We start from the raw sequence: 14,702 nt of genomic DNA, 5'->3' as shown, positions 1-14,702 counted from the left end.
TCCGGGGTCAGACCCCCGTCCGTATCCGTTCGATGATGGCGGTCGTCGAATAGCCCGGGGCGAGGTCGATGCGGACCACCTTGCCGCCGCGCGCTTCGACGACGTCGCGGCCGACAATGGCGTCGGCGCCCCAGTCGGCGCCCTTGACGAGAATGTCTGGCTGCAGGGCCGAGACGATCGCGTGCGGGGTCTCTTCGTCGAACACCACCACCACATCCACCGCCGCCAGCGCGGAGAGCACTTCAACGCGCTCGTGTTCGGGATGGATGGGGCGGTCCGGGGCCTTGCCCAGCGACCGCGCCGAACGATCGCTGTTGACGCCGACGATCAGCACGTCGCCCAGGGCGCGGGCGTCGCGGAGGTAGCGGACGTGGCCGGGATGCAGGATGTCGAAGACGCCGTTGGTAAAGATGATCGTGCGCCCGAGACTCCGCTCGCGGTGCCCGAACGCCACGGCTTCGTTCAATGACAGGATCATTCGCCCCTCGCTCCGCCTAGAGACGGAGGCGACATCATCATTACTCGGCGGAGCCTTTGAAGGTGATGCCGCCGCCGAACGTCCACCGGTGGGCCGGACGGTAAATGCCCACGTCCCTCACGCGCGACTTGATGCGGAAGGTGTAGAGCAGCCGGTGATAATCGTACGGGTAACCATCGGCCTTGTGAGCCGCGAGGTCCAGGCGGTAGGTGCCTTCAACGAGGTCGAGGCTATCGATCTCGAACGTGACCGAGCACTCACCCACGATCTCGCTGGGCTGGAACTCCTCGAGGTTGGTGTTGGTGCCGTAGACGCACACGCCGTCGGCGTTGAACAGGCCGAGGCCGAACACGAAGTCCGTGATCGGCTCCTTGGCCGTCATCGTCATGTGCACCTTGATGTCGTCGCCGCTCTGGAACACGTGGCCCGACTCGCCGTCGGGTCCGCTGATCGAGACGTTCGTGATCTCGATCTCGCGCGTGCCCCAGCGGCCTTCGGTGGACTTGAACCCGTCCCTCACCGTCTCCGCGTCGTCCACCGGATTCTCGGGAGCGCTCTCACCATCCACGTCGGGTGGCGGAGCCTGGGGAACCTCAGACGCTGACGCGGCGACGCGCATGGCCTCGGCCTTGGCGAGCTCGTTCTCTTCGCTGTCTTCGACGTTGATGATGTAGGCGGCGACCACGCGCTTGGGGTCGCCCTCGCCGCGCGACACGCCCTTGTCGAGCCAGTGTGCTTCGTCGCAGAACTTCTCCACCAGGTCGAGTGAGTGCGTGACCAGCAGGATCGACTTGTTGCGGCGCCGGAACTCCGAGAACTTGTCGAGGCACTTGTGGGTGAAGCCCTGGTCGCCCACCGCCAGCACCTCGTCCACCAGCAGCACTTCGGGATCGACGTGAATGGCCACCGCGAACCCGAGGCGCATGTACATGCCCGACGAGTAGGTCTTCACCGGCGCGTCGATGAAGTCCTGCATCTCGGCGAAGTCGACAATCTCGTCGAAGCGGCGCTGGATCTGCTTCTTGGTGAGGCCCAGCATGATGCCGTTGATGAAGATGTTCTCGCGGCCGGAGATCTCGGGGTGGAAGCCGGCGCCCAGTTCGATCAGCGCCGAGATGCGGCCGTCAACGACCACCTTGCCCTCGGTCGGCCGGGTGATGCCGGCCACGCACTTGAGCAGCGTGCTCTTGCCGGAGCCGTTGCGGCCAATCACGCCGTAGGTGCAGCCCTTCGGCACCGAGAACGACACGTTCTTGAGGGCCTGGAACGTCTCGTCCGGCTTCAGGTCGCCGAGCAGGCTGCCGTCAAGCAACGCCGACTTGAGCGTGGCAAACTGCCGCCGCCGCGCGTAGCGCCGGTAGACCTTGGAGACGTTGATGACGTCGATTGCCGGCTTCATACTTCTTCCGCGAAGCTATCCCGCAACCGATCGAATACGAAATACCCGGCCAGGAACACCACGATCGAGCCGAGGCCGAGCGCGGCCAGCCATTGCTGGTGGCCGAACGGCCCTTCGAAGAACAGCACTTCCTGGTACGACCGCATCAGGTGGGTCATCGGGTTGATGTTCAACCACCACCGCATGTCGGCCGGCGCCATGTCCACCGAGTAGATGATCGGCGTGGCGAAGAACCACAGCGTCAGGATGTTGCCGAGCAGGTCCTTCAGGTCGCGGAAGTGCACCGTCAGTGCCGACAGGAACAGCGCCAGCCCGGTGGTCAGGACCAACTGCACCAGCACGATCACCGGCAGCCACAGCAACTCCAGCGGATCAACCGGCCGCTGGTAGTAGAGGACAAACGCCGCGAGGATCGGCAGGCCCAGGAAGAAGTGCACCATGTTCGCCAGCACCGTGACGATCGGCAGCACCTCCGCCGGGAACAGCACCTTCTTGATCAGGTTGCCGCCGGCGATCAGCGTGTTGGACGACTCGAGCAGCGAGGAGGAGAACCACGTCCACGGCAGGATGCCGCAAAACATGAACAGCGCGAACGGCTCCATGCTGGGCGGATGGCTCGACGGCAACACCTTGGTGAAGACGAAGGTGTAGATGAAGAGGAGGAGGGCCGGGTTGAAGAACGACCAGAAGAAACCGAGCACCGAGCCGCGGTAGCGCGCCTTGAGATCGCGGACGACCAGCGTCTGGATCAGCCCGCGGTAGCGAACGAGCTTCGCGAGACTGCTAAACACCGCCTCTGCGGCTTTCCGCCTGCAGTTGCTGCAACGTGCGGAGCATGGCCAGCCGCGCACGCTCGAAGTCGATCTCGTGGGGCACGGCGCCCATCACTTCTTCCGCGCGCTTCATGCCGGCCTCGGCGCGCGCCTGGTCGAGATCCTCGGCGCGCTCGGCCACCTGCGCCAGCACCGACACCTTGTCGGGCAGCACTTCCACGAACCCCACCGACACCAGCAGGCTGTGCTTCGCCGTGCCCTGCCGATACGTCATCGCGCCGGTGCGGATCGCGGTGAAGAACGGCGTGTGCCCGGGCAGCACGCCGAAGTCCCCTTCCACGCCCGGCAACGACACCTCGTCCACTTCCTGCGAGAAGGAGTGGTCGGGCGAGACGATGTGCAGCGTGATTTTGGTGGGTAGTGCCATGGGTTACCCCTGCTTCGCCTTGGCGATCACGTCGTCGATGGTGCCGACCAGGTAGAAGGCCTGCTCGGGCAGCGCGTCGTGCTTGCCTTCGACAATTTCCTTGAAGCCGCGGATGGTCTCGGCGATGGTGACGTACTTGCCTTCCAGGCCGGTGAACTGCGACGCCACGAAGAACGGCTGCGACAGGAAGCGCTGGATCTTGCGCGCCCGCGACACGGTGAGCTTGTCTTCTTCCGACAGCTCGTCGATGCCGAGGATGGCGATGATGTCCTGGAGGTCCTTGTAGCGCTGCAGGATCTGCTTCACCGAACGCGCCACGTTGTAGTGCTCGTCGCCGATCACGCGCGGGTCGAGAATGCGCGAAGACGACGCCAGCGGATCCACCGCGGGGTAGATGCCGAGTTCGGCAATCTGGCGCGACAGGTTGGTGGTGGCGTCGAGGTGGGCGAACGTGGTCGCCGGCGCCGGGTCGGTGTAGTCGTCGGCGGGCACGTAAATGGCCTGCACCGAGGTGATCGAGCCCTTCTTGGTGGAGGTGATGCGTTCCTGCAGCGCGCCCATTTCCGACAGCAGCGTCGGCTGGTAGCCGACCGCCGACGGCATGCGGCCGAGCAGCGCCGACACTTCAGAGCCCGCCTGCGTGAAGCGGAAGATGTTGTCGATGAACAGCAGCACGTCCTTGTTCTCGGCGTCGCGGAAGTACTCGGCGACGGTCAGCGCCGAGAGGCCGACGCGCAGGCGCGCTCCTGGCGGCTCGGTCATCTGTCCGTAAACCAGCGCGGCGCGGCTCTTCGACATGTCTTTCATGTCGATCACGCCCGACTCCTGGAATTCCAGCCACAGGTCGTTGCCCTCGCGGGTGCGTTCGCCGACACCGCCGAACACCGACACACCGCCGTGCTTCATGGCGATGTTGTTGATCAGCTCCATGATGATGACGGTCTTGCCGACGCCGGCGCCGCCGAACAGGCCGATCTTGCCGCCCTGCAGGTAGGGCTCGAGCAGGTCGATGACCTTGATGCCGGTCTCGAACATCTTCAGTTCGGTGGACTGCTCCTCGAGCGAGGGCGCGGGGCGGTGAATCGGCCAGCGTTCCTTCGACTTCACCGGCTGGTCCGGGAAGTCGACCGGCTCGCCCAGAACGTTCAGCACGCGGCCGAGCGTCTCGGGACCGACCGGCACCGTAATCGGCGCGCCGGTGTCGATCACGCGCATGCCGCGCTGCAGGCCGTCGGTGGGCTTCATCGCGACGGTGCGCACGCGGCCTTCGCCCAGGTGCTGCTCGACTTCCGCGATGATGTCCACCTTCTCGCCACCGGTTGACCCGTCGTCGAAAATGCGGACCGCGTTGTAGATGGCCGGCAGGTGCCCGCCCTCGTATTCCACGTCGATGACGGGCCCGATGACCTGGATAACCTTGCCGACTTTTTGATCTGCTGCTGCTGTAGCCATATGTTCTCGCTGCCGGTCCGGCTAAAGCCGGACACTACAATCGAACCTGCTGGTCCGGTTTGTGCCGGACATCAATGTGGCGTCCGGCTTTAGCCGGACTACGTTGCCTGGGCTCCCGAAACCACTTCAATAATCTCGCGCGTAATCGCGGCCTGACGAACCTTGTTCATGTAGAGCGTCAGCCGGTCCACCATTTCCTTGGCGTTCCGGGTGGCGCTGTCCATCGACTGCATGCGCGCCGCATGTTCGGCGGCGGACGACTCGAGCAGCGCGCGATTGACCTGTACCGCCACGTGCAACGGCAGCAGCGTGTTCAGCAACTCCTGCGGGTCGGGCTCGAACAGGTAATCCACCGCCGGGGAAGCCGATGCGTCCGGCGTAGCCAAGGCGGAAGCGCCGGAGTTCGTGTCTTCGGCGCGAAGACGGGGAATCGGCAGCAGCTTTTCAATCACGACGCGCTGCGAAATCACCGACCGGAACTCGTTGTAGACCAGGTAAACGGAGCTGATCTCGGGCCCCAGGAATTCCTTGATCGCAGTCGAGGCGATCGCCTGCGCGTGCGCCCACTTCACCTGCTGGAACAGGCCGACTTCCTCGTAGAGCACGTCGAAGCCGCGGCGCATGAAGAAGTCACGGCCCTTGCGGCCGACCAGCGCCATGGCGACGTCGCGGCCGTCGGGCGACTTCGGCTGGTCGATCGAGAACTGCAGCGCCGCCTTGGCGACGTTGGTGTTGAAGCTGCCGCACAGCCCGCGGTCGGCGGTGATCACGATCAGCAGCGTGCGCGCGGCCAGCGGATCGTCGTTCAGCAGCGGGTGCTTCGCGCTGTCGGTCCGCGTCGCCAGGTTGTTGAACACCCGGAGCATCTCCTGCGCGTACGGACGCCCGCGGAGAATGCGTTCCTGCGCCCGGCGCAGCTTCGACGACGAGACCATTTTCATGGCCTTCGTGATCTGCTGCGTCGACTTGACGGCGCGGACGCGGCGGCGAATGTCGATAAGTGACGGCATGCTAGGCCTTCGCCAGGCTGCCCTTCATCGCCACGAAGTGTTCACCGAATTCCTTCAACGCCGCGTTCAAGTCGGCCTTGAGCCCGTCGTCCAGGGTCTTCTTTTCGCGGATCGCCTGCAGCACGTTGCCGTAGCGGGTCTGCATGAACTTGACCAGCTCGTCCTGCGCGGCGCCGACGTCGGCCACCGCGATGCTGTCGAGGAAGCCGTTGACGCCGGCGTAGAGAATAGTCACCTGCTGCTCGACCGCGAGCGGCGCGTACTGCTTCTGCTTCAGCACTTCAACGAGACGGGCGCCGCGGTTCAACTGGTTCTGCGTCGCCTTGTCGAGGTCGCTGCTGCCGAACTGCGCGAACGCCGACAGCTCGCGATACTGCGCGAGGTCGAGTCGCAGCGTGCCCGCCACCTGGCGCATCGCCTTGATCTGCGCCGAGCCGCCGACGCGCGACACCGAGTTGCCGACGTTGATGGCCGGGCGCACGCCCTGGTTGAACAGGTCGGCTTCCAGGAAGATCTGGCCGTCGGTGATCGAGATCACGTTGGTCGGGATGTACGCCGACAGGTCGCCCGCCTGGGTTTCGATGATCGGCAAGGAGGTCAGCGAGCCGCCGCCCAGCTTGTCGTTCAGCTTCGCCGCTCTCTCCAGCAGCCGCGAGTGCAGGTAGAAGACGTCGCCGGGGTAGGCCTCGCGGCCGGGCGGACGGCGGAGCAGCAGCGAGATTTCACGATACGACTGCGCGTGCTTCGAGAGGTCGTCGTAAATCAGCAGCGCGTGCTTGCCGCTGTCGCGGAAGTACTCACCCATCGCCGTCGCCGAGTACGGGCTGATGTAGAGCATCGGCGCCGGGTCCGACGCGGTAGCGGCGACGACAATGGTGTAGCGCATCGCATCGGCTTCTTCCAGCGTGCGCACGACCTGCGCCACCGTGGACTGCTTCTGGCCGATGGCGTTGTAGATGCAGATGACGCCGGTGTCTTTCTGGTTGAGGATGGTGTCGAGCGCCACCGCGGTCTTGCCGGTCTGGCGGTCGCCGATGATCAACTCGCGCTGGCCGCGGCCAATCGGCACCATGCCGTCAATCGATTTGAGGCCGGTCTGCATCGGCTCGCGCACCGGCTGGCGATCGACCACGCCGGGAGCAATGCGCTCGATCGGCGACAGCTTCTTGGTCAGGATCGGACCCTTGCCGTCAATCGGCTGGCCCAGCGCGTTGACGACACGGCCGAGCATTTCCTCGCCCACCGGCACCGAGATGATGCGTCCGGTGCGCTTGACGGGGTCGCCTTCCTTGATCGCCGTGAAGTCGCCCAGCAACACGGTGCCGACGCTGTCTTCTTCAAGGTTGAGGGCGATGCCGAATACCCCATGCGGGAATTCGAGCATCTCGCCCGCCATGGCGCGCTGGCAGCCGTGGACGCGCGCGATGCCGTCACCCACTGAAACCACGGTGCCGGTCTCGGCCACGTCTACGGCGACGGCAAAGCTGCCGATCTGTTCGCGGATGATCTTGGAAATCTCGTCGGCTTTTATGCTCATAAGCTTCTTTGGTCCGGCTAAAGGCGGACGCTACATTCCCACCAATGTGGTGTCCGGCTTTAGCCGGACCTTCCTATTTCTCGACCAACTGCTGGCGCATCCGCGTCAACTGCGTCCTGACGCTTCCGTCATACACCGTGCTGCCGATCTTCGCGACGACGCCACCGAGCAGCTCGGGGTCAACGCTGACCGACAGTTCCACTTTCTTGCCCGTGACCTTGCCGAGGCTCGCGGCCAGTTCCTGCGTCTTCTCCGCCGACAGCGGCGCCGCGCTGGTCACATCGGCGCGCACGATGTTCTGGTGCGCGAGCAGCCGTTCCTGGTAGGCGGCCGACAGGTCCGGGATGAGGTTCAGCTTGCGGCTCTCGGCGAGCAGCACGAGAAGCTTCTTCACCGGCGTGGCCAGGCCCATCTTGTCGGCCACCGCCTCCATCAGCGACTTGCGCGCGGCTGCGGTCACGCCGCTCCGGCCGGCGGCGCTCGCCAGCTCGGGGCTCTCGTGCATCATCGCCACGACGGCCTGCAGATCGCGGTCGACCTGGGCGAGGTCGTTCTTTTCTTCGACGACGACGTCGAACAGGGCCTTGGCGTAGCGGTTGGCGGAGGTGCGTAGCGACATGGCTAGTTCTTCTTCACCTGATCGAGATAGCGATCGACCAGGCGATCCTGATCCGCCGGCGTGGTTTCTTTCTTGATGCGCTCGGTGGCGAGCTGCACCGACAGGTCGGCGGCGTGTTCGAGGATCTCTTTTTTGGCCAGCCGCACCTGCAGGTCGATCTCGCGGCGCGTCTGCTCGAGCAGGCGTTCGCGATCGGCCTCGGCGGCGGCGGCAATCCGCTTCTCTTCCGCGACAATCTCTTCGGCGCCGCGGGTGCGCAGCGCATTCAGCTCGCCCGGCAGCGCCTGGAGCTTCTGTTCGATGGTGGCGAGTTGCGCGGTGGCGGCGGCCTTGAGCGCGGCGGCCTCGACCAGGTCCTTGCGGATGGCGGCGCTGCGCGTGGCGAGGTAGTCCTTCAGCGGGCCGTTGCCGAAGTAGTAGATGACGCCGACGAAGATGATGAAGTTGGCGATGGGCCAGCCCATGCCGAGGATCATGTCGGTGATGCTGTGCTCAGCGGCATGCTCCGCTTCCGGCGCATGCGCTTGTTCCGCCGAAGCCGGCGTAGCCGGCGAAGGCGAATGCTCTCGGGTCGTGGCGAGGGCGGGCGCCGAAAACGCCATCAAAGCGGCGACAAGAAGCGCCGCTGATAGTTTGCGCTTTAATTCACAAGCGGCGAGGAATGTGCTGGTCACTTCTATTTCCGGCCTTGTTGCTTAGGAGGCGCGACCCAGCACACGCGACACGATGGCGCCGGCCAGGTTGTTTGCGTCACGGTCGAGCGTGTCGCGGGCAGCTTGCGATTCCTGCTGCACGCGGGCGGTGGCGGTCTTCAGTTCCTGTTCGACGGTCGCGCGGGTGTTGCCGAGCAGCGTGGCGCGCTTGTCGAGCGCGGCCTTGCGCATGTCGTCCATCTGGCCGTACACCTCGGCGCGCGCGGCGTTGAGTTTCTGGTCGTATTCAGCGGCGGCGGCGGTGGCCTTATGGGCCGCGGAATCCGCCAGCTCGCGGGCGCCGCGAACGGCGCCGCTACGCTGGTCGATCACCTGGAGAATCGGCTTGAACACGAGGGTGTTCAGCAGATACGTGCACAGGAGGAGGAACGCGACGACCCAAAGGGTGGTGATGTCTGGTGTTAACAAACGGTTAATCGTATCACGCGGAAAGTAGGGTGCCTAGGGGGCCTAAGGTGCCTAAGGGGCCTAGGGTTAAGACCTGGACGGCCGTCAGACTTGGGCAAACGCCAGAACTTAGGTGACTTTCAGTCGCGAACCGCCTTCGACCTCGACCACCCCAACAAAACAGGCCGGAACTCCCGCCTTCGTCAGAAGGTCAAGCGCCAGGCCGGCTTGGGACTGGTCCACCGACAGGAACAGTCCACCGGAGGTCTGGGGGTCGAAGATGAGGTCTCTAAGCTCTGCCTTGACGTCCGGACCGAACTCGACGCCGCCCGCGAAGTACTCACGGTTGGTGCCCATGCCGCCGGACTTGTTGCCGCTCACCAGCTCCAGGACCCCGGGGATCAAAGGGAGCGCGGCGGCGTCAAGCGCCAGCGTGACGTGGCTGGCTGCCGCCATTTCGGACCCGTGGCCAGCCAGGCCGAAGCCGGTGATGTCGGTGCACGCGTGCACGCCATCCAAATGAGCAATGGCCTCCGCTGCCGCCCGGTTAAGGGTGAGCATGGACGCCACGGCGTGGTCCACCACCGCGCCCGGGGCGCGGCCGAACTTGATGGCGGTGCCGACAATGCCGGTGCCGATCGGCTTGGTGAGGATCAGGCGGTCCCCGGCCCTGGCGCCGGCGTTGGTGAGGATGCGTTTCGGATCAACGGAGCCGGTCACTGAATAGCCGAACTTGATCTCGCGATCCTGCACGGTGTGCCCGCCGAGCAGCGCCACCCCGGCCTCGCGCAGCTTGTCGAAGCCGCCGCGGAAGATCTGCGCGATGTCTTCGGTCGGCAGGCCGTCTTGAGGGAACGCGCCGATGGCCAGCGCGGTCAGCGGCCGCCCGCCCATGGCGTAGACGTCGCTCAGCGCATTGGCCGCCGCGATCTGCCCGTAGAGATAGGGGTCGTCCACGATCGGCGTGAAGAAATCCACCGTCTGCACCAGCGCCGGACCGCTCTCCCACGCGTACACACCGGCATCGTCCGCAGTCCTGTAGTCAACCAGGATACGTGGGTCGGTTTGAACTGGTATGCCGCTCAGAACCTGAGCGAGCTCGCCCGCGGCGAGTTTGCTCGCTCAACCAGCGCAGCTGACCATCTCGGTCAGCCGGCGCCTTTGTTGTTCAGTCATGTGTTTACTTCCGTGTGTTCTCGGTCAAGTACTCGTACAGTCGCTGCAGTTCGGTTTCGTTGGTGAACGTAATGGCGATCGTGCCGCCCTTGCCGCGGCGCTTGATCTCCACCGGCGTGCCGAGCGAGAGGCGCAGCTGATCTTCGGCCGCGCGCGTGTGCACGTCCTTCTTCGACGCGGCCTTCTTCTCGGGCTCGGGCTCTTTCTTCGCGAGCGCGTGCTTGACCAGCGCCTCGGTCTCGCGCACCGAAAGGCCGCGCGAGACGACGTCGCGGGCCAGGCGCAGCTGGTCGACGTCGGTCGCCAGCGCCACAATCGCGCGGGCGTGTCCCATTGACAGCGCCCCGGACGCGACGTTGCCGCGCACTTCCTCGGGCAGCTTCAGCAGGCGCAGGTAGTTGGCCACCGTCGCGCGGTCTTTGCCGACCTGCGCGGCGATGTCTTCCTGCTTCAAGTGAAATTCGTCCACGAGCCGCTGATACCCGGCCGCGGCCTCCATCGGGTTCAGGTCTTCGCGCTGGATGTTCTCGATCAGCGCCATCTCGAGCAGTCGCTTCTTGTCGCCGCTCGCGACCTCCTTGACGACGATCGGGACTCTTGAGAGCTGGGCGCGCTGCGCGGCGCGCCAGCGGCGCTCGCCGGCGATGATCTGGTAGCGATCGCGGCCGGTGCCGGCGTTGGCGAGCTTGCGGACGACAATCGGTTGAATCACGCCGTTGGCGCGAATCGATCGGGCGAGATCCTCCAGCCGCTCGTCGTCCATGTGGCCGCGGGGCTGGTAGGTGTTGGGCTCGAGCAGGTCGATGTCCACGTCGAGGGACGCGCGCGGCGTGTTCAGCGCGTCGGCGGCGTCGGGAATCAGGGCGCTCAGGCCCTTGCCGAGTGCGGGTCGTTTCTCCATGTCTTAGCCTTCTGCCTTCACGGCCGCGGTCTCGGTGTTCCGGTCGAGCAGCTCGGTGGCGAACGAGAAATACGCCTCGGCGCCGCGCGACCTGGCATCGTAGGTGACCGCGGGCAGGCCGTGGCTGGGCGCTTCAGCGAGGCGCACGTTGCGCGGAATCACGGTGCGGTAGACCTTCTCCTTGAAGAACTCGCGCACATCGCGCGCGACCTGCTGCCCGAGGTTGGTGCGGTCGTCGTTCATGGTGAGCAGCACGCCCTCGATGTCGAGCGCCGGGTTGAGCGAGGCGCGCACGCGGCGCATGGTGGAGACGAGATCGGCCAGACCTTCGAGCGCGAAGTACTCGCAGTGCAGTGGAATCAGCACGCGATCGGCGGCGACCAGCGCGTTGAGCGTGAGCAGACCGAGCGACGGCGGCGAGTCGATGATGATGAAGTCGAACTGATCGCGCAGCGGATCGAGCAACCGCTGCAGCCGGCGCTCGCGATCGGGAAACGAAATCAACTCGATCTCAGCACCCGAGAGATCTCTCGTCGCGGGGATCAGCGAGAGACGCTCGACCGTGGTGGACAGAATGTATTTGTTGGCAACCGCTCTTGGATTGCGATCTGCGTCATCCGCGTAATCTGCGGCCCTGGTTTGATCTGCGTCATCCGCGTAATCTGCGGCCCTGGTTTGATCGGTGTAATCTGCGTTATCTGTGGCCCTGGTTTGTTCTACGTTGTCTTCGGCGTGGTCCCGTGTGATCGCCTCGTAGAGCGTCCCGGCGTCTCTGTGTTCCCCCTTGCGGCCGATGCCGCTGGTCGCGTTGCCCTGGGGATCGCAGTCCACGAGCAGGACGGTGCGCCCGGCAATGGCCAGGGCGGCGGCGAGGTTGATGGCCGTCGTGGTCTTGCCGACGCCGCCTTTTTGATTGGTAACGGCGATGATCTTGGCCATTATTGGTCGATTGCCCTATACAACTAGTTACCGCGGCCGGAACTAGAGATTATCACTTCCTCAAGCCGTAAGCCCCACGCCACAAGTCGTCATACGCGAGTTTTGCTGAGCACAACCAGTTTGCTGTGAAGCGAATCGACGAGCGGATAGGTGGCCATCCACGTCAGCGGTGTGGGCGGAGCAGTTTCCACTGCGCTCGAGCCCTGGCCGCGGAAGAGGAAGATCTTCCCACCTGGCCTCAGGAACGCCTGGAGCGTGAGCAGCGTGCTCTGCTCGACTCGTACGGCTCGAATGGTCACCAGGTCGAGCGCCTCATGGAGCTCGGCGCGCGGGAGGAGCTCTTCGAACCGCGACGTCTCCACTTCGGCGTCGCGAAGGCCGAGGGTCCGCACCGCTTCGCGCAGGAACACCGCCTTCCGCGTTTTCACTTCCACCATTCGCAGGTGGAGGAAAGGGCAGGCGAGCTTCATGGGGATGGCCGGCGAACCGCCGCCGGAGCCAGCGTCGAGCAGTGTGCGCGCGTTCTCCGGCACGTAGCGCGCCGCGACCACTGGCTCTATCAGCAACCGATCCACCGCATCGTCTTCACCGGAGGAGGTGAGCCGGAACGCGGTGAGGTTGATCTTGGAATTCCACTTGGTGAGGAGCTGGTAGTAGGTCTCGAGGCCGTCCATCAGCGTGGCTTCGAGGGTGATTCCGGCCGACTTGGCCCGGCGTTTCAGCCGGTCCCTGAGTTCCCGATTAGCCACACCGGGATTTCAACACAGTTCGCACAGGAGGGCAGGAGTTTTGAGACAGGAGATTAGGAGATCAGTAGAAAACATGTCTCCTGGCCTCCTGTAATTCTCCCAGGCTCCTGTCAAAAGCGATCCAGGTATGCCCCAACAACCGCGACGGCGGCGGGGGTGACGCCCGGGATGCGCTGCGCCTGGCCGAGGGTTTCCGGGCGTGTTTCTGAGAAGCGCTGGACCATCTCCCTGGAGAGGCCTGGCACCCGTTCGAAGGGGAACGCCTCCGGAATCCGCCGGCGTTCGGCGTGCTGAGCCCTGGCAACGGCCTGCTCCTGACGGACCAGGTAGCCCTCGTATTTGACCGTGGTCTCGACCGACGACACGTCCAGAAGGTGGTCCTCAGGGATGGTCTTGATGGCGACTTCCCCGCCGTCCATCAGGCTGCTGAGGGTCAACTCCGGGCGCCGCAGGGCCTGGGCGGCCGGCACCCTGGCGCCACCTTCCACCCGGACCCAGTTCCGCTGTAGATGGTCTACGTTCACGTCGAATCGCGCCTTCCGCGCTGAAAACCTCTCCCAGCGTGCCTCGTCTACCAGACCGATGGCGCGGCCTTTCGGGGTCAGGCGGAGGTCGGCGTTATCGGTGCGAAGCAGGAGCCGGTATTCCGCGCGCGACGTGAACATCCGGTAGGGCTCGAGGCAGCCCTTGGTGACGAGGTCGTCCACCATGATGCCCAGGTAGGCCTCGTCCCGGCCCAGCACAAGTGGCGGCGCTCCGCTGACCGACTGCGAAGCGTTGATGCCAGCCAGCAGGCCCTGCCCGGCGGCCTCTTCGTAGCCGGACGTGCCGTTGATCTGCCCCGCGAAGAACAAGCCGGCCACCCGGTGCGTTTCGAGCGACGACCGCAGTTCCGTAGGCTGGACGAAGTCGTATTCGACGGCGTAGCCGGGCCTGAGCATTTCGGCCGACTCGAGGCCGGGAAGGGCATGGATGAGCTCCCGCTGTGTTTCCGTGGGGAGGCTCATGGAGAAGCCGTTTACGTAGATTTCCTCGACGTCCAGGCCCTCAGGCTCGAGGAAGAGTTGGTGGCGCTCCCGGTCCGGGAAGCGCATGACCTTGTCTTCAAGGGACGGGCAATACCGCGGGCCAATGCCGGCGATCTGGCCGTTGTAGAGCGGCGAAGCGGCGATGTTGGCGCGGACCAGTCCGTGGACCCGATCGGTGGTGTGGAGCAGGTAGCAGTTGGCCTGGTTCACCGGCCGTTCGGTGGCGGTGAACGAGAACGGGATGGGCTCGGCATCCCCATGTTCCACGTGGAACACGCCTGTTTTCACACCGTTCTCAAAGTCGATGGACTTCCTGGCCAGACGTGGCGGCGTGCCGGTCTTCAGGCGCCCCCACCGGACGCCGAGGTCCTTGATGGACTCCGCCAGGTCGCGCGACGGCGGCTCATCCGCTCGTCCGGCCGGCCGCTGCTCGCGGCCGACGTGGATCAGGCCGTTCAGAAAGGTCCCGGTGGTGATGACGAGCGCCCGGCAGCGGTAGACCGTTCCGTCCTCGAGCGCCAGACCGGCGACCCGGCCGCCGTCCATGACAATTCGCCCGGCGCGGCCGATAATCCAGTGGATATTCGGCTCCGCCTCGAGCGCCGCCCGAACCCAGGCGGAATACCGGGGCTTGTCGGCCTGCGCCCGCGGGGACCACACGGCCGGACCGCGGCTGCGGTTGAGCAACTTGAATTGTATGCCTGTGGCGTCGATAGCGCGGCCCATCAATCCGCCCAGCGCATCGATCTCGCGAACCAGATGTCCTTTTGCCGTCCCGCCTACGGCGGGATTGCAGGGCATATGCGCGACGGTTTCTCGACTGAGCGTGCACAACCCCACGCTACGCCCCAACCGTGCCGCCGCCCACGCCGCCTCGACGCCAGCGTGCCCTGAGCCGACGATTATTACATCTAATTCACTTATCATTACTATCTAATTAACAACTTATAGTTATCGATAAGTCGCTGCCATATTTTCTCACGTCGGCGGTGCGCTCGCCGCAGGCCCTGGATTCCCTGCTGACGTCGCGCAGGGCGGCATGGGTTGGCGTTCGCTCTCCTTCGCCGGTCAAACCTCGGTCGGCGAGCTGTGCGCTCCGCCGATGACCAACCAG

Annotated in this window: 15 protein-coding genes; all 15 read right to left on the bottom strand. The window is 64.9% G+C overall.

Annotated elements, in window-relative coordinates:
- Nucleotides 1–7: 7 nt before the first annotated feature.
- The 15 genes from rfaE2 to mnmG all read right to left on the bottom strand — a co-directional run bounded on the left by rfaE2 (nucleotide 8) and on the right by mnmG (nucleotide 14,515).
- Nucleotides 8–478: a D-glycero-beta-D-manno-heptose 1-phosphate adenylyltransferase gene (gene rfaE2 / locus WC815_09350; protein MFA5908967.1), complete on the bottom strand. Its 471-nt coding sequence runs from the start codon at nucleotides 476–478 to the stop codon at nucleotides 8–10.
- Nucleotides 479–518: 40 nt separating this feature from the next.
- Nucleotides 519–1,877, bottom strand: coding sequence for an ABC transporter ATP-binding protein (locus WC815_09345; protein MFA5908966.1), 1,359 nt, complete (start codon nucleotides 1,875–1,877; stop codon nucleotides 519–521).
- On the bottom strand, nucleotides 1,874–2,668 hold the full coding sequence (locus WC815_09340; protein MFA5908965.1) for an ABC transporter permease: 795 nt from the start codon (nucleotides 2,666–2,668) through the stop codon (nucleotides 1,874–1,876). Before WC815_09340 ends, WC815_09345 begins: the two co-directional genes overlap by 4 nt.
- Nucleotides 2,661–3,077, bottom strand: a complete 417-nt coding sequence (locus tag WC815_09335; GenBank protein MFA5908964.1) for a F0F1 ATP synthase subunit epsilon — start codon at nucleotides 3,075–3,077, stop codon at nucleotides 2,661–2,663. The genes WC815_09340 and WC815_09335 overlap by 8 nt, the downstream gene beginning before the upstream one ends.
- 3 nt (nucleotides 3,078–3,080) lie before the next feature.
- Complete coding sequence (gene atpD, locus WC815_09330) at nucleotides 3,081–4,529, bottom strand: F0F1 ATP synthase subunit beta (GenBank protein MFA5908963.1); 1,449 nt, start codon at nucleotides 4,527–4,529, stop codon at nucleotides 3,081–3,083.
- A gap of 98 nt (nucleotides 4,530–4,627) precedes the next feature.
- The gene (gene atpG, locus WC815_09325; protein MFA5908962.1) at nucleotides 4,628–5,539 is read right to left on the bottom strand and encodes an ATP synthase F1 subunit gamma; all 912 of its coding nucleotides are present in this window, start codon (nucleotides 5,537–5,539) and stop codon (nucleotides 4,628–4,630) included.
- Between the two features lies 1 nt (nucleotide 5,540).
- Nucleotides 5,541–7,076, bottom strand: a complete 1,536-nt coding sequence (gene atpA, locus WC815_09320; GenBank protein ID MFA5908961.1) for a F0F1 ATP synthase subunit alpha — start codon at nucleotides 7,074–7,076, stop codon at nucleotides 5,541–5,543.
- Between the two features lie 73 nt (nucleotides 7,077–7,149).
- On the bottom strand, nucleotides 7,150–7,695 hold the full coding sequence (gene atpH / locus WC815_09315; protein MFA5908960.1) for an ATP synthase F1 subunit delta: 546 nt from the start codon (nucleotides 7,693–7,695) through the stop codon (nucleotides 7,150–7,152).
- A gap of 2 nt (nucleotides 7,696–7,697) precedes the next feature.
- The gene (locus tag WC815_09310) at nucleotides 7,698–8,171 is read right to left on the bottom strand and encodes a hypothetical protein (protein ID MFA5908959.1); all 474 of its coding nucleotides are present in this window, start codon (nucleotides 8,169–8,171) and stop codon (nucleotides 7,698–7,700) included.
- A 219-nt stretch (nucleotides 8,172–8,390) separates the two neighbouring features.
- Entirely contained in the window at nucleotides 8,391–8,816 is a 426-nt protein-coding gene (locus tag WC815_09305) for an ATP synthase F0 subunit B (protein MFA5908958.1), read from the bottom strand.
- Nucleotides 8,817–8,924: 108 nt separating this feature from the next.
- On the bottom strand, nucleotides 8,925–9,971 hold the full coding sequence (selD, locus tag WC815_09300; protein MFA5908957.1) for a selenide, water dikinase SelD: 1,047 nt from the start codon (nucleotides 9,969–9,971) through the stop codon (nucleotides 8,925–8,927).
- 4 nt (nucleotides 9,972–9,975) lie between these two features.
- Nucleotides 9,976–10,872, bottom strand: a complete 897-nt coding sequence (locus WC815_09295) for a ParB/RepB/Spo0J family partition protein (GenBank protein MFA5908956.1) — start codon at nucleotides 10,870–10,872, stop codon at nucleotides 9,976–9,978.
- A 3-nt stretch (nucleotides 10,873–10,875) separates the two neighbouring features.
- On the bottom strand, nucleotides 10,876–11,811 hold the full coding sequence (locus WC815_09290; protein ID MFA5908955.1) for a ParA family protein: 936 nt from the start codon (nucleotides 11,809–11,811) through the stop codon (nucleotides 10,876–10,878).
- 89 nt (nucleotides 11,812–11,900) lie between these two features.
- Nucleotides 11,901–12,560 carry a 16S rRNA (guanine(527)-N(7))-methyltransferase RsmG gene (gene rsmG / locus WC815_09285; protein ID MFA5908954.1) on the bottom strand — a complete coding sequence of 220 codons (660 nt, stop codon included), beginning with the start codon at nucleotides 12,558–12,560 and terminating at the stop codon, nucleotides 11,901–11,903.
- A gap of 110 nt (nucleotides 12,561–12,670) precedes the next feature.
- Nucleotides 12,671–14,515, bottom strand: a complete 1,845-nt coding sequence (gene mnmG / locus WC815_09280) for a tRNA uridine-5-carboxymethylaminomethyl(34) synthesis enzyme MnmG (protein MFA5908953.1) — start codon at nucleotides 14,513–14,515, stop codon at nucleotides 12,671–12,673.
- Nucleotides 14,516–14,702 lie beyond the last annotated feature (187 nt).

It is taken from the genome of Vicinamibacterales bacterium (assembly GCA_041659285.1).
GTDB lineage: Bacteria > Acidobacteriota > Vicinamibacteria > Vicinamibacterales > UBA2999 > 12-FULL-67-14b.
The sequence above is the reverse complement of the archived record's forward strand: the minus strand, read 5'-3'. Positions and strand labels throughout refer to the sequence as shown.

What these genes read in the sequence shown, in the direction of transcription:
- rfaE2 (MFA5908967.1), bottom strand. Translation starts at nt 478, where the DNA reads ATGATCCTGTCATTGAACGAAGCCGTGGCGTTCGGGCACCGCGAGCGG.
- WC815_09345 (MFA5908966.1), bottom strand. Translation starts at nt 1,877, where the DNA reads ATGAAGCCGGCAATCGACGTCATCAACGTCTCCAAGGTCTACCGGCGC.
- WC815_09335 (MFA5908964.1), bottom strand. Translation starts at nt 3,077, where the DNA reads ATGGCACTACCCACCAAAATCACGCTGCACATCGTCTCGCCCGACCAC.
- atpD (MFA5908963.1), bottom strand. Translation starts at nt 4,529, where the DNA reads ATGGCTACAGCAGCAGCAGATCAAAAAGTCGGCAAGGTTATCCAGGTC.
- atpG (MFA5908962.1), bottom strand. Translation starts at nt 5,539, where the DNA reads ATGCCGTCACTTATCGACATTCGCCGCCGCGTCCGCGCCGTCAAGTCG.
- atpA (MFA5908961.1), bottom strand. Translation starts at nt 7,076, where the DNA reads ATGAGCATAAAAGCCGACGAGATTTCCAAGATCATCCGCGAACAGATC.
- atpH (MFA5908960.1), bottom strand. Translation starts at nt 7,695, where the DNA reads ATGTCGCTACGCACCTCCGCCAACCGCTACGCCAAGGCCCTGTTCGAC.
- WC815_09310 (MFA5908959.1), bottom strand. Translation starts at nt 8,171, where the DNA reads ATGATCCTCGGCATGGGCTGGCCCATCGCCAACTTCATCATCTTCGTC.
- WC815_09295 (MFA5908956.1), bottom strand. Translation starts at nt 10,872, where the DNA reads ATGGAGAAACGACCCGCACTCGGCAAGGGCCTGAGCGCCCTGATTCCC.
- WC815_09290 (MFA5908955.1), bottom strand. Translation starts at nt 11,811, where the DNA reads ATGGCCAAGATCATCGCCGTTACCAATCAAAAAGGCGGCGTCGGCAAG.
- mnmG (MFA5908953.1), bottom strand. Translation starts at nt 14,515, where the DNA reads ATGATAAGTGAATTAGATGTAATAATCGTCGGCTCAGGGCACGCTGGC.